Origin of the sequence: Porphyrobacter sp. AAP60, assembly GCF_001296025.1 — a bacterium.
Classification (GTDB): Bacteria; Pseudomonadota; Alphaproteobacteria; order Sphingomonadales; family Sphingomonadaceae; genus Erythrobacter.
The window spans coordinates 26,887-51,957 of record NZ_LJHV01000008.1; the positions used below are offsets into that span (position 1 = coordinate 26,887).

19 protein-coding genes are annotated in these 25,071 nt (G+C 63.2%); 4 read left to right on the plus strand and 15 right to left on the minus strand.

Features of this window, described 5'->3' with window-relative positions; genetic code table 11:
• Position 1: 1 nt before the first annotated feature.
• The 6 genes from IP79_RS06145 to IP79_RS06170 all read right to left on the minus strand — a co-directional run bounded on the left by IP79_RS06145 (position 2) and on the right by IP79_RS06170 (position 5,313).
• Positions 2-793 (minus strand): type VI secretion system accessory protein TagJ, encoded by a 792-nt coding sequence (locus IP79_RS06145; RefSeq protein WP_054118407.1) that lies wholly within the window; start codon positions 791-793, stop codon positions 2-4.
• Positions 794-823: 30 nt separating this feature from the next.
• Positions 824-1,306, minus strand: coding sequence for an Hcp family type VI secretion system effector (locus IP79_RS06150; RefSeq protein WP_054118408.1), 483 nt, complete (start codon positions 1,304-1,306; stop codon positions 824-826).
• Between the two features lie 42 nt (positions 1,307-1,348).
• Complete coding sequence (gene tssC / locus IP79_RS06155) at positions 1,349-2,839, minus strand: type VI secretion system contractile sheath large subunit (protein ID WP_233994104.1); 1,491 nt, start codon at positions 2,837-2,839, stop codon at positions 1,349-1,351.
• A gap of 55 nt (positions 2,840-2,894) precedes the next feature.
• Positions 2,895-3,416: a type VI secretion system contractile sheath small subunit gene (gene tssB / locus IP79_RS06160; RefSeq protein ID WP_054118409.1), complete on the minus strand. Its 522-nt coding sequence runs from the start codon at positions 3,414-3,416 to the stop codon at positions 2,895-2,897.
• A 91-nt stretch (positions 3,417-3,507) separates the two neighbouring features.
• On the minus strand, positions 3,508-4,530 hold the full coding sequence (locus IP79_RS06165) for an ImpA family type VI secretion system protein (RefSeq protein ID WP_054118410.1): 1,023 nt from the start codon (positions 4,528-4,530) through the stop codon (positions 3,508-3,510).
• 30 nt (positions 4,531-4,560) lie between these two features.
• A complete protein-coding gene (locus IP79_RS06170) occupies positions 4,561-5,313 on the minus strand; it encodes an OmpA family protein (RefSeq protein ID WP_054118411.1) in 753 nt (250 codons plus the stop codon).
• Positions 5,314-5,544: 231 nt separating this feature from the next.
• Here IP79_RS06170 and IP79_RS06180 point away from each other — a divergent pair, with 231 nt between their 5' ends.
• From IP79_RS06180 to tagH, 3 genes are all read left to right on the plus strand, one after another.
• Complete coding sequence (locus IP79_RS06180) at positions 5,545-7,533, plus strand: type VI secretion system Vgr family protein (RefSeq protein ID WP_054118413.1); 1,989 nt, start codon at positions 5,545-5,547, stop codon at positions 7,531-7,533.
• An 88-nt stretch (positions 7,534-7,621) separates the two neighbouring features.
• Positions 7,622-8,197: a DUF6931 family protein gene (locus tag IP79_RS06185; RefSeq protein WP_054118414.1), complete on the plus strand. Its 576-nt coding sequence runs from the start codon at positions 7,622-7,624 to the stop codon at positions 8,195-8,197.
• Positions 8,194-9,936 carry a type VI secretion system-associated FHA domain protein TagH gene (tagH, locus tag IP79_RS15855; protein ID WP_054118415.1) on the plus strand — a complete coding sequence of 581 codons (1,743 nt, stop codon included), beginning with the start codon at positions 8,194-8,196 and terminating at the stop codon, positions 9,934-9,936. The genes IP79_RS06185 and tagH overlap by 4 nt, the downstream gene beginning before the upstream one ends.
• Positions 9,937-9,956: 20 nt before the next feature.
• Here the strand turns inward: tagH and IP79_RS06195 are convergent, their stop codons facing one another.
• The 6 genes from IP79_RS06195 to tssK are packed head-to-tail and all read right to left on the minus strand — an operon-like array spanning position 9,957 to position 19,467.
• Entirely contained in the window at positions 9,957-11,909 is a 1,953-nt protein-coding gene (locus tag IP79_RS06195; protein ID WP_054118416.1) for a serine/threonine protein kinase, read from the minus strand.
• A gap of 3 nt (positions 11,910-11,912) precedes the next feature.
• Positions 11,913-12,632, minus strand: coding sequence for a PP2C family protein-serine/threonine phosphatase (locus tag IP79_RS06200; protein WP_054118417.1), 720 nt, complete (start codon positions 12,630-12,632; stop codon positions 11,913-11,915).
• Positions 12,633-12,634: 2 nt separating this feature from the next.
• Complete coding sequence (tagF, locus tag IP79_RS06205; RefSeq protein ID WP_197273759.1) at positions 12,635-13,132, minus strand: type VI secretion system-associated protein TagF; 498 nt, start codon at positions 13,130-13,132, stop codon at positions 12,635-12,637.
• Positions 13,133-13,140: 8 nt separating this feature from the next.
• Complete coding sequence (tssM, locus tag IP79_RS06210; RefSeq protein ID WP_054118419.1) at positions 13,141-16,638, minus strand: type VI secretion system membrane subunit TssM; 3,498 nt, start codon at positions 16,636-16,638, stop codon at positions 13,141-13,143.
• Between the two features lie 25 nt (positions 16,639-16,663).
• Entirely contained in the window at positions 16,664-18,133 is a 1,470-nt protein-coding gene (icmH, locus tag IP79_RS06215) for a type IVB secretion system protein IcmH/DotU (RefSeq protein WP_054118420.1), read from the minus strand.
• Positions 18,130-19,467, minus strand: a complete 1,338-nt coding sequence (gene tssK, locus IP79_RS06220) for a type VI secretion system baseplate subunit TssK (RefSeq protein ID WP_054118421.1) — start codon at positions 19,465-19,467, stop codon at positions 18,130-18,132. Before tssK ends, icmH begins: the two co-directional genes overlap by 4 nt.
• 97 nt (positions 19,468-19,564) lie before the next feature.
• Between tssK and IP79_RS06225 the strand changes: the two genes are divergently transcribed.
• Positions 19,565-21,019 carry a peptidoglycan DD-metalloendopeptidase family protein gene (locus IP79_RS06225; RefSeq protein WP_054118422.1) on the plus strand — a complete coding sequence of 485 codons (1,455 nt, stop codon included), beginning with the start codon at positions 19,565-19,567 and terminating at the stop codon, positions 21,017-21,019.
• Here IP79_RS06225 and IP79_RS06230 read toward each other — a convergent pair.
• From IP79_RS06230 to IP79_RS06240, 3 genes are read right to left on the minus strand one after another with little or no spacing between them, the layout of a single operon-like run.
• The gene (locus IP79_RS06230) at positions 20,997-21,491 is read right to left on the minus strand and encodes a DUF4123 domain-containing protein (RefSeq protein ID WP_054118423.1); all 495 of its coding nucleotides are present in this window, start codon (positions 21,489-21,491) and stop codon (positions 20,997-20,999) included. The two genes, IP79_RS06225 and IP79_RS06230, sit on opposite strands and share 23 nt — an antisense overlap.
• A gap of 13 nt (positions 21,492-21,504) precedes the next feature.
• The gene (locus IP79_RS06235; RefSeq protein ID WP_054118424.1) at positions 21,505-21,936 is read right to left on the minus strand and encodes a PAAR domain-containing protein; all 432 of its coding nucleotides are present in this window, start codon (positions 21,934-21,936) and stop codon (positions 21,505-21,507) included.
• A gap of 4 nt (positions 21,937-21,940) precedes the next feature.
• Positions 21,941-25,069 (minus strand): CHAT domain-containing protein, encoded by a 3,129-nt coding sequence (locus IP79_RS06240; RefSeq protein WP_054118425.1) that lies wholly within the window; start codon positions 25,067-25,069, stop codon positions 21,941-21,943.
• Positions 25,070-25,071 lie beyond the last annotated feature (2 nt).

Below are 25,071 nucleotides of genomic sequence, written 5' to 3' on the forward strand. Positions count from 1 at the left end.
GTCAGTTTGTTCGCATGGTCAATTCGCGCAGTTCCTGCACCGGCACTTCGCTGCCGTCCGAGAAGGCGAACAGCCGGTGGCCCAAGGGGTATTCACCATTGTCATCGGCCAGCCAGCCGGTGGCAGTGCCGCGCACCATCGCGGCGTCATCCGCCGCTTCGCTGCCGGGATAGCGCAGCGGAATGAACCCGGCGACGCGCGCGCCCTGGGTCAGCCCGAATTCGGCCTGAACCCACACCGTATCGCGCAAATCCACCGGCGCGTTGATGGTAAGATTTTCCAGCGCGCAGAACGGCATCAACCCGTACCGCCCGGCGATGATCGCCTCGGTCACCGGGCCAAGCCGCGGATCGGCATCGGCGATCCAGTCAAATTCGTGACCGGCATCGGTGGTACCGGCGGTGGTCGGCGCGGCATCAAACACCTGCGCGTAAAGATCGTCGGCGTCGCCCGCGCCGCTTTGCCGGGCCATCAATGCTGCCGACAGGGCATCGCCCCATTCGACCTTGGCGAGAATGGGCGCCGGTTCCTTGCCGGCAAACACGCTGGCCCGCACGGCTTCAGCCGCGATGCACTGCGTGTAGGCGACCGAGAGCATCCGCGCTTCGGGATCGAGTTTGGCCAGCGTTTCCAACTGCGCCTTGGCCCTGTCCCATTCGCCCAGCAGGGCACACATCTGGAACAGAAACATGCGAACCCCGACATCGCCGGGGTTCGCACGCACTTCTTCGATCAGTTGCTGGCGGGCAGCGGCGACATCGCCAGAGGCAAGCAATTCATTAGCCTTGACCATCTCTTGCCTCGCTGCCCCCCAATGGGCTGATTAACCGGCCTTATTGAGCAGAACGTCGAAGTAACCTTCGACCTTGCCCTTCGACGTGCCCTTTTCATCGCGCTGATCGTAGATCTGGCGGATCTTGGCATAGGTCAGGCTACCGCTTTCATCGGCCATGCTGGATGCCGAGAAATTGTAGTTGTTGATCACGACGTTTTCGAGTTCGTACTTGAGGAAGTCGATTTTCTTGTCGTCACCGACGTTCGACTGGAACGAGATCACGCCCTTGGGGATGACCTTGCCGGCAGCGCAGGCCTTGAACAGGGCGACCGAAGTCTTGTCGACTTCCTTTGAAAAGGCGATGTCGCCCATGTTGGCCTGGCCCTTCGAAACGGTCTTCGAAGCGTTGTTGTAAGCCGAGGAATTGAACGCCGAAAAGCTGAAGCTGCTCAGCTTGATTTCATTCGGGTGCGCTTCATCGGTGGATTCACCCTCGATCCCGTCGAGTTTCAGAAAGATCGAAACTTCCATGTTATTTCTCCATCGCTTGGAAATGCTTCACGCTATTGAAACTTACTTACCCTGAGGCAGCTGCGACACCATGCTGACGCTCACGTCCATACCTTCCAACTGGTGGTGCGGCACAAACAGGAAGCGGCTCTTATAATAGCCCGGATTCTCGGGATCCGGTTCGACAGTGACCTCGGCACGCTTCAGCGGGAGACGCGCCTTGGTTTCTTCAGTGGCCGAATCCGGGTCGGCGGTAACATACTGGTGAACCCAGTCGCTGAGATCGGCCTGCAATTGCGGCCCTTCGCGGGTGCCGCCAATCCAGTCGCGCACCATGCACTTGAGGTAATGGGCGAAACGGCAGCTGGCGAACAGGTAAGGCAGACGCGCTGCCAGCCGCGCATTGGCGGTGGCATTGGGATCGTCATACTTGGCCGGTTTGTGAACGGTTTGCGATCCGATGAAGGTCGCATCCGTTGTGCCCTTGCGGTGAATCAGCGGGAGCAGGCCGAGTTCGGAAAGTTCTGCCTCGCGCCGGTCAGAAATCGCCACTTCGGTCGGGCATTTCTGGTCAACGCCGCCATCATCGGTCGGGAAAGTCGCCAGCGGCAGATCCTTCACCGTGCCACCGGATTCAACCCCGCGGATGCGCGTGCACCAGCCGTATTCGCGGAACGCGGCATTGATGCGCACACCCATCGCGTAGGCCGAGTTGACCCACAAATGCTTGTCATGTTCGCCATCGGTCGTTTCGTCGAACGCGAATTCTTCGATGGGGTTGTCCTTCATCGAATAGGTCGCGCGGCCGAGGATGCGGGGCATCGTCAGCGCCAGATATTTGCTGTCATCCGAGCTGCGGAAGGCATTCCACGCGGCGTGTTCGGTGGTGTCGAACCGGTTGGCGAGATCGCGCGGGTCGGACACTTCCGTCCATGTGTCCATGCCCAGTAGGTTCGAATCCGCCGCCGCGATCATCGGCGCGTGCGAGGCTGCGCCGATACGGGCGAGGCCCTTCATCACGTTCAGATCTTTCGACGAGTGGTCGAAATACATATCGCACACGAAAGCGCCGAAAGGCACGCCGCCCAACTGGCCGAATTCGGATTCATAGACTTTCTTGAACAGCGGGCTCTGGTCCCAGGCATTGCCGCGATATTGCTTGAACATCGCCGAAAGTTCGGACTGGCTGATGTTCATTACCCTGATCTTGAGATCCTGCCCGGTCTCACTGCCCGAGACGAGATAATCGAGCCCGCGCCACGCCGATTCCAGAGCCTGGAGTTCGGGGTGATGGAGGATCGCATTCATCTGCTGCGACAGCTTGCGATCGATCTCGGACACCATCGCATCGATGGTCGAGAACACGTCGTCGCCCATCTTCACCGCGCCCGAAAGCGCCTGTTGTGCGAGCGTTTTGACCGCCGCTTCGATCTGACCGCGCTTCTCGTCCGAGCGCGGCTTGAAGTCGCGCTGGATGAGCTCGGCGAAATCATCGACCGTGATCGCCTCTGCGACCTGTGCTTGATCCAGCTTCGATGGATCCGATGCCATCATGTCCTCCGTTACGAACTCGAGAAAACCAACGCCCGGCGGGCGCAAGCAGAAAGGCTTATTCGCCGCCGTCAGTCGTGCCGGCACCTTGCTCGGCCTGGGCCGCGCTCAGCGCCTTGAGCAGGTTTTCGTCCTGCATCACCTTTTCGAGCAATTCGGTGGCGTTCTGCTTGCCATCCATGGCGATCAACAGATCGTTGAGCTGACGGCGGGCATCAAGCAGCTTGGCCAGCGCAGGCACAGCCTCGGCGATCTTGCCGGGATCGAAATCGTCCATTTTCTTGAACGTCAGATCGACCGCCAGCTTGCCTTCGCCTTCGATTTCATTGTCGACGAAAAACGAGGCACGCGGCGCGATGGCGCCCATGCGCTTATCGAAGTTGTCGACATCGAATTCGAGGAAATCACGATCCTTGAGATCTTTCTTGGCGACTTCGCTCTTGCCGGAAAGATCGGAGATGACGCCCATGACAAACGGCAATTCAACCGACTTGCGCGCACCATAGGTTTCGACATCGTAAGAGATGTGAACGCGCGGCGAGCGATTGCGGCTGATAAACTTCTGACCGGAATCTGACATTATATTCCCCCTTTGATCGGCCCTGGAACTGTTCCAGCAAAAACGATTTCGACTCGCCCTGCCGACCGTTGAAAGACTTGATCAACCATGATCATTCCACATCGCTGCGCTCAAGCAAAACACTTTTAACGTCATCAAGACTACGCGGGGCGATGTCTTCAAGGATTTCCATGAAGTCCTTGTTCACCCAACTGCGCATCCGTCCCATGGCAAGCCGCATCGGGTGCCCCGGTTCTGCACGGGCATAGTATTGTTCGATCGCGTTCAGCGCCTTCATCACGTCGTCACGCGATTTGACCGCGCCGCCGAAAGCGGGCCCACCGGGTCCGGCCGATTCGGTATCACCCGCCTCATCATCGCCGTCACCTTCGCCATCTTCCGCTTCGGGCACCGCGAGCCCTGCCAGCGCAAGGTAGGCTTCTTCCACCAGACTGATCGTATCACGCAGAGTGCTGAAATCGGGCCGGCCACTGACGCCCTGTTCGCGCAAGACGGCCTCGATCCGCGTCAGGGAATCGAGCATCGAGGCAAGCTGCGCCGCAATCGCGCCTTTCGCCTCATCGTCGAGTTGATCGAGCGTCCCGCGCACCGCCGGATAGGAATCCGAAGCGCCGCCATTCTCATGCACATCGAGCAGTTGTTCAGCCTTGATGCTGCCGCGATTGCCGAGGATCAGCGGCATGCCGAGGAACGGCATCGCAAATGCGCCGCGACGCGCCAGATCTTCGAATAATGGCCCGCGCAGCCGCCCGCCGGGATCATCCACCAGCGGATAGACCGTGTCCCAGTGCTCTTCCAGCAGCCGCGCAGCAAACTGCAAGCCCTGATCCACAATCTCCGGATCGCCGCGCACAATGCCGCAGCGGGCATAGCTTACGGCGAGGTAGAGATCCTTGGTCTGACCGCAAAGTTCTTCGATATTGTCGAAAGTATCCGACCAGTTGACCGGCGCCAGCCGCTTTTCACCATCGGCCAGCGAAGCCATACCGGTATCTAGCGCGAAATCCTCATCGAACGCAGCGCGCAGCGTGTCGAACTCCAGACTTTCGTCCAGATCCTCACCGCATGGCTGCTCGTCAGAGACGGGCGCCAGTAATTCTTCGATAGTCTTCAAGCTCGTTACCCCCCCGATCGAGCTGGTCGTTTAATCGATAACGACCGCCTCGACCCGGCGATTGATCCCGTGCGTGGGCGCGTAACCATCGATCGGCTGCTGGCTGCCAAACCCTTCAGCTTCAAGCATCTCTGCCGCAATCCCGCGCTCCAGCAGCGCCTGCCGCACAGCAGCCGCACGATCAGCCGAAAGCTTTGTGTTCACCTCATCATCGCCGGTGGCATCGGTGTGGCCCGCAATCCGTACGCGCTTCAGCTGACCGGCCTCGCTGTTGAGCCGGATGGCTTCTGCCAGCGTGCTGATTTCCTTGATCGCCGAAGGTTCAAGCTCGGCCGAGCCCAGGCGGAAGGTCACAAACAGATTGGCGCGCTTGGCAACCGCAGCTTCGGCTGCAACCGCAGCGCCGACCGAACTGCGCCTGCCCACCACAGGGGCTGCCATGTCACGTGATGCGACTCGCGCCACATCACGGCCCGGCCGAGTCGCAGCAGGCACCATCGCAGGGGCAGCGCCGCCGCCCTTCTTTTTCATCGCCTGAAGCGTCTTGAAATCAGGGAACGGGCTGGCCGCACGTCCGGAAGCATTGCCGGCCCGCACATCAACCACAACATCGCCGGTTTCGTCCCCCGCAGCAAGAACGCCCGCGGGCTCCCCGCACTCGCCGCCAAGCTGGCAGCGCAGTTCGGCGAGGCGCACCGGATCAAGTTCCTGTTCAGCAGCATGAGCAACCGCCGGGATGCTCAACAGAGCGGCCGCAGCAATCATCGGAAAACGGGTCATCATGATTCGACTCCAGATCGAATTGCTCTGCACAAGCAGAGCGGGAAACACTATTGCGACCAGACCGATTTTGGATTTGTCTTTTGTTAGCCTTTCGGTAACACCTTGGCCGACGACTTACAAGCCGAACGAGATCGGCACGTCCCAATTGGGAGCAGTCCTGTTGGGAATAGTGGCCGACAGCGGAACCGGGTGGCACCGCGTGTTGATCAAGTTTGTGGGGGGCTTTTCGCGATGACATCAGAATACCGCGAAATCAGGCTGGCGGTTGGCCTCGGCGGGGAGCAAGTCGAGTATGTCTCGCTCTCCACGCGAGAAGAACTGTCCAATCCGTTCGAAGTGGAATTGCAGATTGTCGCAACGCTGGGCGAGATTGATCTTGCCCCGCACATCGGCGAACCGGTGAGCGTTACGGTTTACGAAGAACAGGACATCGTCCGTTACTTCAACGGCCTGCTGGTGGAAGCCGCGCATCTGGACGAAGATGGCGACGGGTTCCATTACAATCTTTCGCTGCGCCCCTTCACCCACTTCATGGCAAGCAAGCGCGGCTTTGCGATCTTTCAGGAAAAGACCGTGATCGACATCATCAAGGATGTCTTCGCGTCGGCCGGGATCAGCGACTACGAGCTGCGCGTCACCGAAAGTTACGAGCCGTTCGAATACTGCGTCCAATATGGCGAAAGCGATTTTCACTTCCTGTCGCGCCTGATGGAGCAGGAAGGGCTGTATTATTTCTTCGAACATTCCGAAGAAAAGCACCTGATGGTGATCTGCGACAAGGCCAGCACCCACAAGCCGGGCAAACATCCGACCATCGCATTCAACGCGGCTGCGGAAACCGCGCAGGCCTATCATGTTTCAGCCGATCTCGGCGGACACCACGCGCTCGGCACCTGGGCCGAACGGGTGGCCAGCAGCGGGCACGAACAGGTTGCCCTGCGTGATTATGATTTCAAAAAGCCTGTCGATGCTGTCGATGGCAAGGCGGTGGACGAATCGCAGCATCCCAAGGATGCACAGGAGCATTACGATTACCCCGGCCAGTTCATCACCGCCGCCCGCGCCAACCGGTTAAGCAAGGTGCGGCTCGAAGAGTTCCGCGCCCGGCGCCGCACCTTCATCGGCCGCACGACCGCCAAAAGCCTGTGCGCCGGCGCGACGATCAAGGTCAGCAATCACCCGGTTGCCCGTTTCAACGATGAATATCTGATTGTCGCCACCCAGCACACCTTGCGCGCGCAAAACTACCATTCAGGCACCGGCAACATGGGGCAGGACGACGTCAGCTTTCTGGCGATCCCGGCCAAAACCCAGTTCCGCGCCGTGCGCCGCACTGAAAAGCCGCGTGTTGTGGGGGTGGAATCGGCGATCGTCACCGGGCCTTCGGGCGAGACGATCTACACCGACGAATATGGCCGCGTGAAAGTGCGGTTCCATTGGGACCGTGCCAGCACGCCGGATGAAAAGTCCACCTGCTGGATCCGCGTGTCGCAAACCGGCGGGCTGGGCAATATCATCCTGCCGCGGGTCGGCCATGAAGTGCTGGTCGATTTCCTCCACGGCGATCCCGATCAGCCGGTAGTGACCGGGCGGGTGTTCAATGCCGAAGCGATGCCCATCTATCCGCTACCCGCCAACAAGACCCGCGCGGTCTGGCGTACCCTGACCTATGGCGAGCAGACAGCCTACACCAAGGCTGAAAAACTCGACACGGGTGAGCCCAAGGCCAACGAACTCCGCTTCGAGGACAAGGGCGGCAAGGAAGAGGTCTTCCTGCATGCCGAGCGCGATATGAACGTGCGCGTGCGGTATGATACCAGCACCCATATCGGGCATGACGAAGAACTGAAGGTCGGCCACAATCGCCAGCGTTACGTCAAGGAAGACGAAAAGGTCACGATTGACGGCAACCGCGAATACAAGCTGAAGAAGAACGAAACCAACACCATCACCGATGGCAACCGCAAGACCACGATCAGCAAGGGCAATGACGATCTGACGATCAGTCAGGGCAACCTCACCATCAAGACCAGCATGGGCAAGGTCACGATCGAAGCAATGCAATCGATCGAACTGAAGGTGGGGCAGACGGTGCTCAAACTGACCCAGACAGAAGCATCGATTACCTCGCTGATGGTCAATGTGAAGGGCCAGGCCATGACCGAGGTTTCCGCCGGCGGGATTTTGACCGAAAAGGGCGCGCTGATTAAGATCAACTGATCGCGCAGCCGGCGGTCAGCCTGTCGCCCGGCCTATCGATTCGTCCTCATCGACCCGCACATGCGGTAAAGGAACATTTCGGCACATCATGACTGACTGGAATATCGTCTTCTGGAGCTCCGCCCGCCAGATCGCCGAGGAAGCGAAGCTGGCGCGCGCGCTCTGGCCTGATGAGGACGTGTCGCCCGACGGTTATTTCCGCGACCTGCGTACCAGGGGCGAAGTGATGGCGGCGATCACCTATGTCGCTGCGGCCCTGCCCAAACTGGAAGCGATCGACTGGGCGCTGTCCAGTCTGCCCCCGCTTGATCCTTCGGCCGACGATTTCGCCGCCCGGATGCTGGTGCGTGACACCATCCAGCGCTGGCTGGGCGAACCGGATGATGAAAACCGCCGCGCGGTGGAACGTCTGGTCGAACAGGCGGACCGCGATTGGCCGGAAACGCTGATCGGTCTGGCAGTGTTCTTTTCAGGCGGATCGATTGCGCCGGAAGACACTCCGCCGGTGCCTGCCGAACCGGGCCTTATGGGCCAACTGATCGCTGGTGCCATCCAATCGGTAATCGCCGCAGGCGCAGCCGAGGGAGCCGGGCTTTCAGGGCGCATTCTTGATCTGGCCGATCAATTGGCCACCAACGGACGCAAGCCGGCCCTGACGCCATGACCCTGACGCTCAAGATCATCAATGGTGCAGGTATAGAACACGGCGCCAACACCGAACTGGTGCTCAACAACCGCGGTGCCAATCTGGGCCGCTCGCTCACCTGCGAATGGGTGCTGCCCGATGAAGCGCGCTCGGTATCGAGCAAGCATTGCGAGATCCAGTTCCGTGACAACAGCTATTATCTGATCGATTACGGCAGCACCAATGGCACCTTCGTCGGCGCTTCGGATCAACGGCTTGATGGTGCGCACCGGGTGGCGCCGGGCGACCGCATCCGGATCGGCCCCTATCTAATCGAAGCCCGGTTGAGCGGCACAGCCTTGCAACAGCACCAGGCCGAACAGGAACAGGCCGCTGCCTCTGCGCGCGGGCCTTCGTGGCAGGCGTGGGACGATGTGCCCGGCGGCCGACCATCCGCGCCAGCGCCCGCGCCCGCCGCATCGGGCTTCCCCGAAGATGGGGGCTGGGACATTCCCGGAGGCGGCGGGACGGCGCCGGATCGCAATTCGGTATGGTCGGAAGATCTCGCGCGCGCCTCCAACACCCCAAGCGCCGATGACATCTTCAGCGATTTCACCGCCAAGAACGAAATCGACTGGACCAATGCCTCGTGGTCGGTCGATCCGGCGTTCGATCCCTTTGCGGTCGACGGCGGCGAACCTTCGGGCTTTGCGCCGCTACCCGGCGGCACACCACCTGCTGCGCCCGCGCCGCCCCCCGCCAGCAGCGGCGGGTTCGATCCGCTGCCCGGCGCCGCTGCCCCGGCACCACCTTCCGGGGGCGGGTTTGCGCCGCTTTCGGATGACCCTTTCGCGCCCGCACCCGGGCCTATTCCGGCGCCAGTACAGTCGCCACCGCCACCGCCAACGCCACCGCCTTCGGGCGGGAGCTTCGCGCCGCTCGATCCCGGCGCGCCGCAAGCCCCCTTCCCCTCATCGCCGCCCCCAGCCGACCCGTGGCCGGATCCGGTCGATCAACCGACTGTCGGTCCATGGGGTCCGGGTGCTGAAGCGCCCGCTTCTTCGCCCGCCCATGCACCCGCACCCGCGCCGGCCACCCCGCCGATCCATGTGCGGCCCTCGCCGGTTCCCCATGCGGCCGCAGCCGACAATGATGCTACCATGCCGGTGCCGCAACCGCCCCCGCCCGCTCGACCGGATGCCGTATTCGGCGCGCTGCTGGGCGAACTGGGCGTGCCCGCCAGCCAGATCAAGCTTTCGCCCGAGGAATCCGCCGCCAAAACCGGACGGATGCTGCGCCACCTGCTCGCCGGATTGATGATCCTGCTGGAAGCCCGGGCCCGCGCCAAGGACGAAATGGGCGCCGCCGGAACCGCGCTCGGCTTTGATGGCAACAACCCGCTCAAATTCGCCCGCAATGTCGATCAGGCGTTGCAGATGATGATGAACCCGAAGCTGCGCGGCTACATGGAAGCCGAAGACGCGATCGAGGAGGCTTACCGCGATCTTCAGGCCCACCAGATCGCCACGCTCAAGGCGATGCAGGGCGCGCTGCGCGAGACGCTGAACCGTTTCTCTCCCGCCGCGATCAAGGCCCGCACCAAGGAACAGGGGCTGCTGTCCAAAGTGCTGCCGGGCCAACGCGAAGCGGCCTTGTGGAAGGCATACGAAGCGCAATTCAGCGGCGTGGCCGAAGGATCGGCAGAGGCCTTTCTCGAAGTCTTCTCGCGCGAGTTCCGGCAGGCTTACGAAGAAGCAAACCAGCGTCCGCGGCGCTGACGCCCCGTCGCACCGAACCGTCAACCGGGCTGGCGATCCTCGGCAGTCGCCCACATCACATCTGCCGCCCAGCCCTTCGTCTTCACTCCATCGCGGAAGCGCTCCGCCCAGCCCGCATCGACGTTGCGCATATTTTCGGGCAGCGGGGTTGGACTGGTGATGACGATCAGGCCAAAATCGACCCGCTTCACCTCCGACATCAGCGCCGGGTAATACATCGAGTAACCCGATCCGGTGACGTTGCCCTTGAAGCTGGTGACGAAGGCTTCCAGTTCGCTGCGGTGCAGGCCCAGTACGCCGCGCGATCCTCCATCGGTGATCGCCAGCAAGGCGACATCGTCACCCGCCTTTACCCCTTCGATATTGATCGGCACCTTGGCATGAAGCTGTTCACCTTCGAAATCGGCGCCCAGCGATTCCATCCGTGCTTCATAGGCGAGCTGCGGGGTCTTGATCGTCACGCCGCGTCCGCGCCCTTCGCGAAGCGCGTCGATGAAGGCGCAATCATCCCTGGTAAAGCGCACGACATTGCCAAAATCGAGCGCAGGCACCCGCGCGCCGCCCGCTTCCAGCGCCCGCGCCAGTGCGGTCTGCGCCTCGGCCGGAACCGCCGCTGCGCCGGTGAATTTCGCCGCTCCGCTGTCAGCGCTGGCCAGCGTCAGCCACGAACACGGGACGTTGCCGGCTGCCTGTTTGGCGAGGGCTGCAAACTCGGGCGAACCGGGGGCAGGCCCGGCCACAGCGCCATTATCCGCTTCCGCAATCTCCGCAGCGGGCGCAGGCACGGGATCATCGCCGCCAAGGCTGACCGCGATCACCGTGCCGACCAGCGCCAGCAATGCCACAACCCCGCCGCCGATCATCAGTGGCAGGCGGTTGTTGCCAGACCCGGCGGGCAGCATGCCGCCCAGCTTTTCGGCCAGCCCTTTGCCGCCAGAGGGTTTGGCGTCGAGCTTGGTCTTCCCGGTCGGCCCGCCTGCTGCGGCGGCATCTGCCGATGGCTGCGCGCCGCCCTTGGGCCGCGCATCTGTCAGCATCAGATTGAACGCCGCCATCGATTGCGGTCGTTGCGCCGGGTCGGGCTGCAACGCTGCTTCGAAAGCGTGCCGGAACTGCGGCGGAATATCCGACAGGTCGGGCACGGTCATGCGCTTGCGCACAGCATCGGACAGCGAACCGCCCATGTCCGAATGCTTGCCCGCCAGCACCGCGCGCAGCGTCAGCGCAAGGCTGTAGATGTCCGACCACGGGCCGACATTGCGGCCATATTCGCCCAGCTGTTCGGGCGCGACATAGCGCAGCTTGCCGGCAAAGCCGTCGCCCACAATCGTGCCCGATTGTTCGCGCGCATCCTTGGCAATGCCGAAGTCGATGATCTTGGGGCGCGCCGGATCGTCCCCTGCCAGCAGGATATTGTCGGGCGCGATGTCGCGGTGAATTGCGCCCAGCGTATGCGCGGTGCCAAGACCTGCGGCGAGCTTCTGCGCCACGGCGACAAATTGGGCATCGGTCAGCTTGAGCTTGCCCAGCCGCGCTTCGAGGCTTGGCCCGTCGATGAATTCGGTAACGATATAGGGCCGCCCGAGGCTGTCGCGCGCGGCGAGCCGGTATTGCACGATCGCTTCGTGATGCAACCGGGTGAGCGTTGCGGCTTCCTTGGCGAACATCGCGGCGACCAGTTCGTCCTGCGCCAGATGCTGGAGCATCACCTTGACCGCGACCTTCTCGCTGGTCTGGTGGACATTGACCGCTTCGTACACCTCGCCCATCCCGCCCTTCGCGAGGAAGCGGGTGATGCGGTAAATGCCGTTGAGCACTTCGCCATTGGCAATCTGCTGGCCGGTCGTGTTGGGCTCTGCTGCGGGAGTCGCAGCGGCAGGTGCATCGGATGCAGGCGCCGGTTTGGGCGTCGGGGTTGGCGTGCCCTTGGGCTGGTAGACCGTGCGGTCTTCGTCTTCGGGGGGCGAGCTCATGGTCTAGAAAGCACCGATTTCGATCACAACCGCCGTAACATTGTCAGGCGCGCCTCTGGCATAGGCGCGTTCGATCAGCGCGTCGACCGCCGCCTGCGGATGTTCTGCGTGCAAAAGATCGCGAATTTCCGCGTCGGTCACAGGGCCGCTCAACCCGTCGCTGCACAACAGGAAACGGTCGCCCGGTTCAACTTCGTCCTTGATGATGTCGACCTGCACCTGCGGGGCAACTCCCAGAGCGCGGGTCAGCACGTGCGACATCGGATGGCCGATTGCATCGGCGGGGGTGAGGATCCCCTCGTCGATCAGATCCTGCACGTGGGTGTGATCGACGGTCAGCTGGAACAACCCGCCGCGCCGCATGATGTAAGCACGGCTATCGCCCACCCAGCCGGCCGCGAATTCACGCCCGCGCATGATCAGCCCCACCGCCGTGGTGCCCATCGTTCCGCCGCCATTGGCCTCGGCAGCCTCAGCGATCTCGGCGTTCACCTGATGGATCGTGCTGGCAAAGCCTTCGATCGCGCTGTCGAAATCTTCAGGCAAGCGCACCTCGGCAAAGGCATGGGCCGCCATGCGCGAGGCGGTTGCCCCGTTCTGGTGACCGCCCATTCCGTCAAACACCACCCACAGGCCGGTTTCATCATCGAGGAGCATCGAATCTTCGTTTTGCGACCGCACGAGTCCGGTTTCGCTGCGGCCAGCCGCCCTGAAGGGGATCATCGTCACACGAAGCATCCTTCCACTGAAGGCCACGAACCCACGCTGTCGGGCATGGGCAAAAGTTGTTCGGCGCCATCGGGCAGGAACCAGCGCGGCTTGCGCCCGCTTTGAGGCGCGCTGGCCGCAAGGGCGGCAAGAGCACCTCGCAGATCATCGGCCGAGGTGCCTTCAAGCAGTGCTTCGACCATCGCATCATAAACGGATTGGGTCATGCGGTCGGGCGCAGTCAGCACCAGCAGCGGGAAGCGGCGGCCGACAGCATCCATGCTTGGCAACAGCACGGCGGTGACGTTGGCGCCTTCGAATAACCACGGCGCGGCGACTTCGTAATCGGATTCGAAAGTTTCCGCCCGGTCTGCCCGTGCCGCGGCGAGCCAGTCGCTCAGCCAGTGATCAATCACGCTGCGCAGGTCACCGGACAGGCCACGGCTGATGAAATCGCCGTGCCCCGGCAGCTTGCCGAAAATCGCCGGGTGATCCAGCCCCGCAGCGTCGATCATTGTGCGGGTCAAAGCATCTGCGGGCATTTGACCGACCACAGACCGCCAAGGGTGAAAGGGTTGCGATCTTCCGGGAAGGAAATGCGGAAGACCGCGCGCGCCGGGCCGGGGTTGAACACCGCCTCCACCTCGCCTTCGGACAGGTTGCGGATGCGGGCGCGCTCCAACAGGCGGAACAGCGACCACGGGCCGCTTTCGGGCCGCCGCCAGATCACCTGATCGGATGCATCCAGCCCGTCGATCCCGCCATTGCCGATGATCTTCAGTTCGGACGCCTGCACCATTCCGCCGCCGACTTGCCAGGTCAGTTCCTCGCCCGGGTTTTCATCAAGATCGAACTGCATGGGAATGCCGCCGGTGGTCAGTTCGACCCGCCCCGCCTCACGCCCCAGCTGGGTCAGTTCGATCCGCATGGGCAGGCCTTCGCCGATGGTCAGCGTCAGCGCCGAAGCCTTCTGCATGTTGCTCGGCGTGACCGGGTTGAAGCTCGCCACCACCGGATCGCCGGTAGCCCAGCGCCAGTAATCGCCGCTGCGATCGAGATAGCCATCAAGCCGGCTTTGAACGAACACCGGTACCAGTCCGCCGGGGCCAAAGGCGGCACGCACGTCGGAAACCTCGGCATCGCTGGCGGAGGCTTTCTCGAACGGGAACTTGCCCGTTACCGCCGTCTCGCAAGCGGGCAGCACCTGCTGGCTATAGGCCAGCGTGGTTTCTCCTTGCAGCACGCTCACCTGCGCCGACCCACCGCCGCTGACGACATCGCCGGCAAACTTCTGGATCATTTCCGGCGCCTGCGTGGCGACCGTATCGAGCTCCCCCTTGATCTGCGCCAGGCGGTCTGCACTGCCGGTGACTGATCCCGGTGCGCCCGATGCGCGCACCTGCGAGAATGTCTGGCGCACGGCGGTGATGAAATCTGCCACGCCGCCGGGCGCTTCGGGCGTGCCCGTCCATGAATTGAGATCGGCAAAGGCCATGCTGATTTCGGCATCGGCCGACATTGCCCCGCCGCCGCCCGGCCCGATGATCTTGCTCGCGGTGTTCACGAACCGGTTCTGCTTGGCGCGCTTGCCCGCCAGATCGGCAGCCCGGCCCATGGCACTGGCCTGCGAGAAATCGGTATTGGCCCGCACTTCCAGCAGCACTGTGCGAAGCGGCGAAGGATCCTTGGTCAGCGCGCGGAAAGCCTGCGGATCGTTGAAGTAATCTGCCGCCTGGAGCGAATCGACCACACCCTTCCAATAGGCGATGTATTCCTGCGCATAGATGGTCGAGATGCCCTGACGCAGCCCGCCCATTTCGCTCTGCACGCTGACGGTGTTCTTGCCGAGCACCCATTGTTCGCGCTTCAGATCTGCCTGAACGGTTTCGCGCGCGACGGTATAGGCCTTTTCAAAGCCTTCGCGCTTGAAAAGGTATGGCACACGGATTGCCAGCACCTTGTCGGGATTGGCAAATGCGGCGGCATCGCCCGCTTGCAGCACTTCGGCCATCACCCAGTCTTTCGACGGGTCGGAAGCCTTTTCGCGCATGATTGCAAAGGCGCGCTGGGATAGCGACATGCTCGACACCGCCTGGCGCGATGACGCCACCAGTTGCGCATCCAAGGGCGCACGCCCGCCCGCCCATGCCGCAGACAGGTTCTGGTCTTTCGACAGGGCATCGAGGTGCAGGATCAACCGTTCGCGTACCTGCGCCATTTCAGACCCCGGATACAGATCGGTCGCCCAGTCCCTTGCCACATGACGGCGGACGGTTTCGGGGTCGATCACGCCTTCGGGCGCTCCGCCGCCCAGCATCAGATAGACCTTGAGCGGTTCGTACAGCGCCAGCGGATCGGACAGTTCCGCGCGCATCTTGTCTTCCAGCCGCAGCATGATGCGCGGCAGAAGAATGCGCCTTAGCCCGACATGATAGGCTTCGGCATTGCGCTGGGCCAGACCGCTCTGGAACAGGCCGAAACGCCGCGTCAGCGAAGGCCCGCCTGCCGCCTGCGCCTGATAGCCTTCGGGCAGATCGCGCAGGGCATCCAGCAGCGGCAGCACCTGTTCGAGCGAGGCATCGCTATTGCCGATCCGCACCAGATCGATCCGGCTCGCGTCAATCTCCTGACCGAGCGCCGAGGACGCTGCCAGCGTATCGCTCTGGAAAGAACGGTTGCCAATGAAGCTGACCGTCCACGCGACCACCGCCAGCACCACCGCGGCGGCAAGCCCGATGCTGGCTGCCATGATCTGCGACTTGCGCTTGCGTACCAGTGCAGCATCGGAAACGGGCAGGCCGGCTTCCTTGAACACCACATCCTGCAACAGGCGGTTGAGGAAAAACGCCTTGCCATCGCGGGACGCACCGCCCGCAGCCGCGCCGGTATCGCCGTAGGTCTTACTGACGCCTTGCAGGATGCGATCAATCGCGCTGCCATCTTGCGTGCCGGACGTCAGATAGAACCCGCGCAGTTTGCCGCTCGGGCGATCCTCGTTCAGAAACGCGCCTTCGATCAGGCGGAACAAGGCCGGGCGCAAGGCATGGAGCTGGCCGGGAAAGCCCAGGATCAGCCCGCGGCGGCGCATGTCTTTTTCTTCCTCCAGCCGCTTGGGCTGGCGCGCGGCGACATCATTGGTGACGTCGTCGAACGCGGAAGTCACATCCTCGGCCGACAGCCGCGGGCCTTTCCAGTCGAAGGTGTGGCCGATCACCGCGCGGCGGCCATCGACATCCAGATCGCCGAAATATTCGCCCATCCCGGCCAGCAGATCAGCCTTGGTGATCAGCAGATAGACCGGCAGTTCGACCTGCAAGACCTCGCGGATTTCGCGCAGGCGGCGGCGGATGATCGCGGCGTGATTATCGATCACCCGCACATCGCCAACCTGCAAATCGTCAGCCGGAATCGCCACCAGAATGCCGTTGACGGGTTCGAACGGGCGGTGCTTGCGCAGCAGTTCGAGCAGGCGCTTCCACCCGGCATTATCGACCGCGCTGTCCGAATCCTGTGTGGTGTATCGCCCTGCCGTATCGACCAGCACGGCTTCTTCAGCGAACAGGAAATCCAGATTGCGGGTGCCCCCGCTGCCCGCCAGCGTCTGATCGGCGAGCGGGAAACGCAGACCGGAATTGAGCAGCGCGGTGGTCTTCCCCGCGCCCGGAGGGCCGATGATCACATACCACGGCTGGGCGTTGAGATATCCGCGCTTGCCTCCGCCAGCTTCGCGCAACTGCTTCAGCGCTTCGGCCATCCGGCCCTGCACCGCGCCCGCTTCTTCGGCGCTGGCATCAGGCCCGGCAAGCTCGGCGGCCAGTGCGGCCTCGGCCTTTTTTGCCGCCCGGCGGCGCAGCAGGAACCACGTGAGCCAAACCGCCAACAGCAGCCCGGAGATGGTCAGCCGTACCCACAGCGGTTGGAGGAATTCCACAAACAGCGGCAGGCCCACACACAGCAGCAGCGCAAGCAGCACGATGGTACCGATCGAAATCGTCCACCAGCTTGTCAGGAACTTCTTCATCGGTCTTCGCCCCCGCGTGTGCTGATCACTGGCCCGTTTCGACCACGAATTCGACCCGGCGGTTCTGCGCCTTGCCCTCTGCCGTGGCGTTCGTGGCAATCGGCACGGTATCCCCCAGACCGACTACGCTGACCCGGCCCGGATCGGTCAACTGCGCACGTACAATCTGCGCCACCATGTCCGCCCGCGCTTTGGACAGGGCGAGGTTATCGGCAAACTGGATGGTCGGGCTGATCCTGTCGGAATCGGCATGGCCTTCGACAGAAACCGGGCCTTTTTCCAGCTGGATCGCTTTGCCGATCTTCTCGAAAATTCCTGCACGGCCAGTGACCAGATCGGCGGCGGCGGGTTCGAACAAAGTGCCCACCGTGGTGCGCACCCGGTTGCCCTGCACCACCACCAGCCCTTGCGCGATTTCTTCGGCAAGGAAGGTGCGCAGACGCTGCTCCGTGCCGGTCGGTGGGAGTTCGAGTACCTGCGCCTCGCGGGCCAGCGCCACCGGCTCTGCGGGAAACAGGCCCGCGACGCGATCATAGGCGTCCTGTCCGGTCAGCATCAGGGTTACGAAGAACACCAGATAGATCAGGAAGCACAGGCCCGCAGCAGCAGCCGCGGCCAGCCCGATGATGCTCCAGAAATTGTGGGGTTTGCGCGGCGCCGTCTCGCCGCGCCAATGGCTGACAACCTCGCTCTGGGACAGGCTGCGCACATGTTCGAGCGCGCCGATCAGGCTCGCCATCACCTGGCCTTTCTTGCTGTGACCATCGGGCATGGCGCGGGTGCGGCCTTCGAACCCTGCGGCAAGGCAGGCGTGAAAAAGCTCGATCAGATCGCGGTTGCGCGCCGGATCGCGCAGGATCTCGTTGACGAAATCCCAGAAACGGTCGCCCGCGATATTCTCGCGGAAGAAGGTAACCACCATGTTGCGCTGCGCCCACTGGGCGCCGCCGCCGCCCACGCCGGGCAGGTTCTGGGCGATATCGTCGATCGTGGCGCATAGCGCATATTTGGCGCGCTGCTTGACCCCGTCGGGATAGGCTGGCTGGATCGCGGCATCAAAGGCGCTGATCGCATCCTTGGCACGGCGGTGGAACTCGCCCATCGACACCTGCCAGCGGCCCGATTGCAGCGCGGCGGCCATTGCCAGCACCGGGGCTGCGTGCGCCATGATGATGTTGCGATCACGGCGCGGTTGCGGCGGCTGCGGCACCGAATCGCTGAACTGCTGCTCGGCCAGCACTGCCCCGCCGGGCGCTGCCGCCCCCCCGGCAGGTGCGGTCGCAGCGAAAGGATCGCTGCCCAGCGGACTGAACCCGCCGCCGCCCGATGACGGTGGCGGAGCCGAAGCCGGAGCGGTCTGATCCCAGTCGTCCATTCCGGAAAAACCGCCTGCTGCCGGCGGCGGCGTGCCCGGAGTTGCAGCATTGCCATCGCCCCCGCCGCGCTTCAGCGGCGAAGGCCTGAACACGGTCTTGTTGCGATCGTCGCTGGTCATTGTTTCTGCTTAACCGCCCACAGCTCGAGTTTGAGTTCGGGCCAGTCGTCGGATACGAACAGGCCCAGCGCCGCTGCGTCGTAAACCTCCGGCCAATCCGGAGATCCGCGATCGAGTTCGAAATAGACAAAGCCGGGCAGCACATGCAGCTGGCTTGGCGGGGTGGTGGTGTGGCGCAGCGTAATGCCCGGCAGCGCGGATGCCACCAGTGTCGGCATCTTGGTGTTGGGGCCGATCTTGCACACCGCGGGAAAGCGCTTGCGGATATCCTCCATTGCCTTCGTCTTGTCCGACACGGCGAGATAGATATAGCTCTGGCGCAGCAGCGTGCGGTTCTTGATCACGTGCATGAACTGCCCCGGCCCGCGCGCCACCAGCGGCAGCGGCTCGACCGAACGTTCGATCACGCCTGACAGCAGCAATTGCAGCAGGTCGATCAGCGGATCAAAGCAGCCTTGCAGATTTTCGTGATCATACAGCGGCAGTTCGGGCGGGCGGCGTTCCTTGCGGGTCAGCGTGGACACCTCGCCAGCCATGGCGCGCAGATTTTCGAACACCCTTTCGGGGTGGATTGCGGGCATGTGCGCCAGATGTCCGAGGATCGCGACCCAGCGGTTCAATGCCTGAAGCAGCAGAAACGCCTTGTAGGTATCCTGCCCGCCGTCGGTCGTTTCAGCGGCGCGCAGGGCCAGTTCGGAAACCATCTGGTCGGCCCGGCCGATCAGATCGGACAATCCGGCGCGCAACCGGCAGGCCTTGAGATCGAGCGTCGGCGCGATGTAGCGGTCATCGAACACCAGTTTCTTGCCGGCCACTTCGCGGATGCGGGCAAGGCCCAGCAGCAGCCGGCCCTCGGTCTCGTCGGGCGTGACGCCGTAACGCAGGTTGGCGGTGCCAAGTTCGATGTCTTCGCTGGTGCGCTCGGTCGAAAAATTGTCGCCGATGGTCTGCTGCGCCACCAGGAAGCGCGCATCGAGCGAGCCGCTTTCCTTGTCCATGAATTCCACCGCCCCAGACACACGCGGCGGCAGGGTGAGATAGATCACCGCATCGCGGGTTTGCGGGCTGATGGCCAGCGGCTGCGGCGCGGGCATATCGGCGGGGATCGCAAACGGCGTGCCATCGGGCATGATGCCGCGCGCCTTGCGGATCGCGAACTGGCCCAATTCTGCCAGCGCATGATCGATCTCCAGCTCGGCCACGCCCCACGAAAATGGCAAGGCCCAATCGTGCCGCGCGGCGACATAGCTTTCGACAAAGCGATCCTGCGCCTGAAAGTGTTGCGGACGCAGGAACATGCCCTCCCGCCACGCAACACGATTTCGATCGCTCATCCCTTGCCCCCCAATTCCGCAGCAGTTAAGCATAGGATGCGGGACAGATAAAGCACGGCGTTCATACCCGTTATCGTTTTCGATCCCCTGGCCGGATGTGGAACAGGTGATCGCCCGGATTGTGGAAGCGGCGGCGATGGAAACAGAATCCACCAGTTTCAATCCGCGCACCTGGGTAAGCCCGGCTCCGCCTGCCGATTCCGTATCACAAATCGCGCCCGAACCCGTTGTTTCCGAAGCTCCCCCCGCCAAGCGTCCGACAGCACTGTGGGTGGGCGGCAGTGTGATCGGGCTTGCCGCCATGGCGGGGCTTGCCCTGCTGGTGCCGTGGGGCGCTTTCTTCGGAAAGCCAGGCGCCGAAGCGCACCAGAGCGCGCCTGCGCCGGTTGCAGCTGCCGCTCCGATGGCAGCGCCGCGTTATGATACACGGATATTTCCGGCTGCCGACATGAACGAACTCGGCCTCAGTCTGGAAGAAATGGGAATCGATACCGGCGATGCCTATTTCGCTGCCGAAGAAGTGATTGCCGCGCTCGGCACGATGGAGCCGATGACTGTCACGGTAGAACTCGACAGCAAAGGCGCGAAGCCCGCGATCCACTCGCTCACCGCCGAACTGGAAAATGGCGCGGCGATCCGCCTGATTCGGGCGGGCGACGGAGGGTTCAAGCGTGAAAGCGTAGTCGAAACCGCGCAGGTGCGGGTGCGGCAGGTAGGCGGGACGATCAAGCACAACATCTTCTACCTTTCGGCAGTGGAGGCGGGGATCCCCAACAGCCTCGTCAGCGATTTCACCAAGGCTTTCGCCTTTGATATCGACTGGGGTCAGATCAAGCCGGGCGACCGGTTCAGCGCGACCTGGGAAGAAAACGTCACCCGCGCCGGACGCGAGGTCGAACCGCCGCGGCTGATCGCGGTCGAATACGAAACCGACGGGATCAAGCGTAGCTTCTATGCCTTCACTCCGCCCGACGAGGCCGAGCCGCGCTGGTTCGACGAGGGCGGGCAAGGCAACGCCCGGTCGCTGATGCGCACTCCGGTGGATGGCGCCCGCATCACATCACGCTTCGGCGTTCGCAAACATCCGATCTACAACATCCAGAAGGCGCATAACGGGGTCGATTTTGCCGCACCCACCGGCACCCCGATCTTTGCGGCGGGCAAAGGCACAGTGATCTTTCAGGCGATGGCGGGGGGCGCAGGCAATCTGATCAAGATCGATCACGGCGACGGGCTGGAAACCCGCTACATGCACCTCAATGCCTTCGCCGAAGGGCAGGGAGTGGGCGCTTCGGTGATGCAGGGACAGGTGATCGGCTATGTCGGCACAACGGGCGGTTCAACCGGCCCGCACCTGCATTTCGAAATTCGCACCGATGGCAATTATGTCGATCCGTTGAGCTTTGAAAACACCGTGACAGAAGCGCTGACGGGGGCTGAATTGCGTATGTATCTGGCGCAGCGCAAGGCAACCAGCGCCGAAATCGCGGCGGCGAACAGCCCGAAGAAGCCTGCCGCAAAACCTGCTGCTAAGCCGAAACCCCAGGGTTAGAGCTGGGCGCGGCCTGCGACATTTTCAGGCTCTCGCCCTCCCACCAGTACCGGCGGCGGCCATCGGGGCCAAGATCGATAATCACGACTTCGACCCCGTTGAAGAACGGGCCGATTTCCTCAGGCGTGGCGCTTTCGGCAAAGGTCGCAAAGACGCGTGGGTCCCAGAACCGGAACAGCACGACATCGCCCAGCGGCAGGCGCGCAGTGGTGAATTTGCGCAAGTGCCGCCGCAGGGCGCGCAGGTTCAAGGATGATTGGCACGCCATGCCCCAGAACCGCCCGGATTCGTGCCGCCGCCACAATTCGGGCAATTGTTCGCCCGGCACCATGCGGACGAGATGCGGCAGCGCCGAAAGCGTTTCTTGGGGGTAATCGGCTTCATAAAGGCAAACGTGCTGACCAGCGGTCTGGATCACCGGATAAAGGCGCGGATCGGCCGCCCCGTCGACGATCGCGAACCAATCAGCCACAGGCACTCATCCGCTATTTCTTGCAGATGCGGCAGAACGGTTTGCCTGCCTTGTGCGCGCCGATCATCGTCTTGGCCTGCAGGTTGGGCGCGGTCAGCGGCACTGGCACGGCCATACCCATGCCGCCGCCAGCCCCGCCGCCGCCACTATTGGCGGAATCGCCGATCAGCACTGTCGGCGCACCGGTCACGATCACGCCCCCATGCGCGGTATTATCGCCCATCCTCGCGGCCGGCAGGCTGCCCACCAGCACGGTTGCAGACCCCTTCACAATGATATCGGGCGGGCCAACGCAGACACATTGATCCGATACGCGCGCCTGCGGCATCATGCAGGTGAGCACGTTGGGCTGCCCCTTGATCACCGGACCGCCGACATGCGGGACCGGCCCGGGATTGACCATCGGGCAGGTGTGCATGTCGGTGATACGGGCGGCGGGGGGCATGGGCTTATCGCGCCGCCACCGTCATCTTGGCGCCGCCAAGAATGGTATTGTCGGTATCGCCCACCACAAAGAAGCTCGCCCAGAAGAACGGGTGCGAGGTTTCCGGGATATCGATCAGCGTGTTTTGCGCGACGCTGAGCGATTCCGAAATCGTCTTATCGCGTCCGGCAGCATAGAATTCCGCCATCAGCAGCGTGGTTGCATCATTATTGGCCGCTTCCCAATAGGTCGCCATGACCGACCGGCTGCCCGCTGCAAAGAAGGCACGCACCAGCCCATCCAGCGTGCTGCCCGGCTGGGCCTCGCCCGCGCGGATCTGTGTCCCTTCCCCCGTTCGCGAAGCAGTGTCGCAAGCTGAAAGAACCACCAGATTGGCATCAAGCTTGAGGCTGGCGATCTCGTCATAGCTAAGGAGCAGATCGGAGGCATCACTACCGCCGAACGATGTCAGCAGGGCAGCGGGCGCGCCTTTGCAATCAAACTGGCCTTCGGTCAGCCCGTGGGTGGCGAAGTGCAGAACCTTGTAATCGGCAAAACCGTTTGCCGCTGCGCCCCGCCGCACCATTTCGGTATCGGAGAAGCTCGCACCGCTGACCAGTGTCGGCTGGCCATTCAGCCCCAGCGCTTCGGCCGCGATGAAGATTTCGTCTGCGGCAATAGGCGAGAACCGGTTGCTATAGGCAGTAACCGCGGTGGAATCGATCAGGCACGGGCCAATGCGGAACTTGCCCCCCGTGCCGATCGGCTGCTGGCCGATGCCTTCCGGCGCAGCGAAGCCGATCAAGCCCTGCGTGGCCCGCGAAGGCGCAAATTCACGCGAAGCGATAAAGCTGCGCGGCGACATCGCCACCGAATTCGGCACCTGCTTCGCCAGAAAGGCGACCCCGCTGTAATCGTGACGGGCCTTGCCCTTGGAAGCGGGCGCGGGACGATCGGTCACAAGCAGACCGGCGGGCAGACCGGCCAGCACCGCGCCGCCATCGAACACCAGTTCCGTGCGCGCCCGCAGGTTGCCGTCAACCCCGGCGAACAGCGCCTTATACAGCGCTGTTGACGCGCCGACCGAGAAATCGGGCAGCACCCGGTCATCGCCGACTTCGGACGAACGTCGCACGGCATTGGCCAGCCCGATGATATCACCGGAGGACAGGCTTGGACGGATCGGATAGGCATCGTCACGATCGACCAGAATGCCGAACACGCGGTCATTCATCACCGTCAGGCGGACATAGCCTTCACCCGGCTTCAGCTTGGCTTGCACCGCAGCCAGATCAGCCGGCCGGTCAGACACCTGCGCAAGGCGGGAGTTGGCGGCCAGTTCGGCTTCGATTTCGCTGAAGGCGGCCTGCGTACGGGCGCGATCGGCTTCCAGCTTGTCCACTGGCTGGCCCAGATTGCGGGCATCGACAATGTTGGCCGCGATTTCGCTGAGCTGGCGGCGCAGGTCGAGCCGTTCGCGCTGCTTGACGGCAATCGCCGGGTCTTCGCCGACCACTTCCTGCAACTGGCTGAGCTGGCGTGCGGCGCTGCTTTCGCCAGCGACCTGCAAGGCATCGAAATAGCGTTTGGCCGCTGCCTTGTCGCCGCTGGCAATGCGCACGGCAAGGCGATCAAGATAGGGATGCAACAGGGCGGTCGAAAATCCTCCGCTGGCCTCACGCGCGAAAAGCATGGCGTCGAGCGCCTCGCCATAGGCTGCCTCGACCTCGCCGGCCGGGCGCCCTGCGCGATCGACCATCGATGCGCGTTCCAGCCGCAGTTCGGCGACGACCGGATCATCAGGCGCAAAGGTGCCGCCCCGGCCAGTCGCCGTCAGGGTGGAAATCGCCTTGTCGAAAGATGCAACGGCACCGGCGTAATCGCCGCTTTCGGCCTGGATGCGGCCACGCTGGCGCACCAGCCGCGCGTTCAGCCAGAACAGCCCGTCCTGATTGATGCGCTGCCCTTCAAGCGAACGGCTGAGACGTTCCAGCTCGTTCTGCGCCAGATCGATCGCCCGCAGCGCCGCCCCGCGATTACCGGACGACAATTCCGCCACGCTCAGCGCCCAGTTGCCTTGCACGCCGATCACGGTTTCGCGCGCGAGTTCGAGATTGGGCACGGCAATTGCCGAACGGATATCGCCGGTGTCGTTGCCGACCGCATTGAGCTGCACCAGCGTGGCCGGATCGTTCAACCCCTGCACCCGGGTGCTCGCCCGGTTGGCAAGCGGGGCGAGAGTCCTGCGTGCTGCGGCAAAATCGCGCTGGTTGAGCGCGTGAAGCCCGCGATAGGTATCCAGCTTGGGCCGAAGGACGCGTTGATCGGCACCGCCAAGCCCGCGAATGACGGACTCGGCCTCAGCCAGATTGCTGTCGGCGCTACGGAAGAAGCGGATGTTGGAATCCGCCAGGCCCGCCTCGAGCAGCAACTGCGCCCGCACCCGGGGCGGTGTGCCTGCGGGGAGGCGGTTGAGTTCGTTGCGCAGGAACCGTGATGCATCGGCGCTCAACCCGCGAAAGTTCAGCTCGGTCGCACGGGCCAGCAGCGTGTCGGCGGTTTCGCGCGGGCCGTCCGATTGCGGCCCCACTGCCAGATCGGTCGGCAGCGCGGCGAGGCTGGCAAGATCAACCGGCGTGCGGGCCGATGTCACATCGCCATCGCCCTGCTGTCCGGTCAGGAGCAGGGCAGCCTGATAGCCTGCACCCACGGCATTGCTGGCAGCGGATATCTGCACCGCGCTGGCACCCTTGTCGGCATCGACCACAATCGTCGCAAAGCCCAAGGCCGGATCGAAACAGCGCCGTGCGCTGGCCCGGTCAAAACCGGCCAATGCGACATCGCTGGACGCGCCGCACTGCAGATCGCCGCTGGCAGCGGTACGGGCCGCGACCGAAGGGAACACCCGGACGCGCGCCAGAGCATCGGTGACCGCGCCGGTGCAATTGACCGAGTAGATGTCCGGGTTCTTGATGAAGCCGGGATGCGCCGGATCAGTCCAGTTGGGCAAAGCCGTGCAGCGTTCCCCGCTGGCATTGTTGCCCAGCGCCAACACCCCCACAGGCCCGGAGGCCGGCACTGTAGCACAGGCCGACAGCACGAGGGTCAGCGCTGCGCCGCCGATGATATTCCGGGTCAGCCGTAGTCCTGACATGT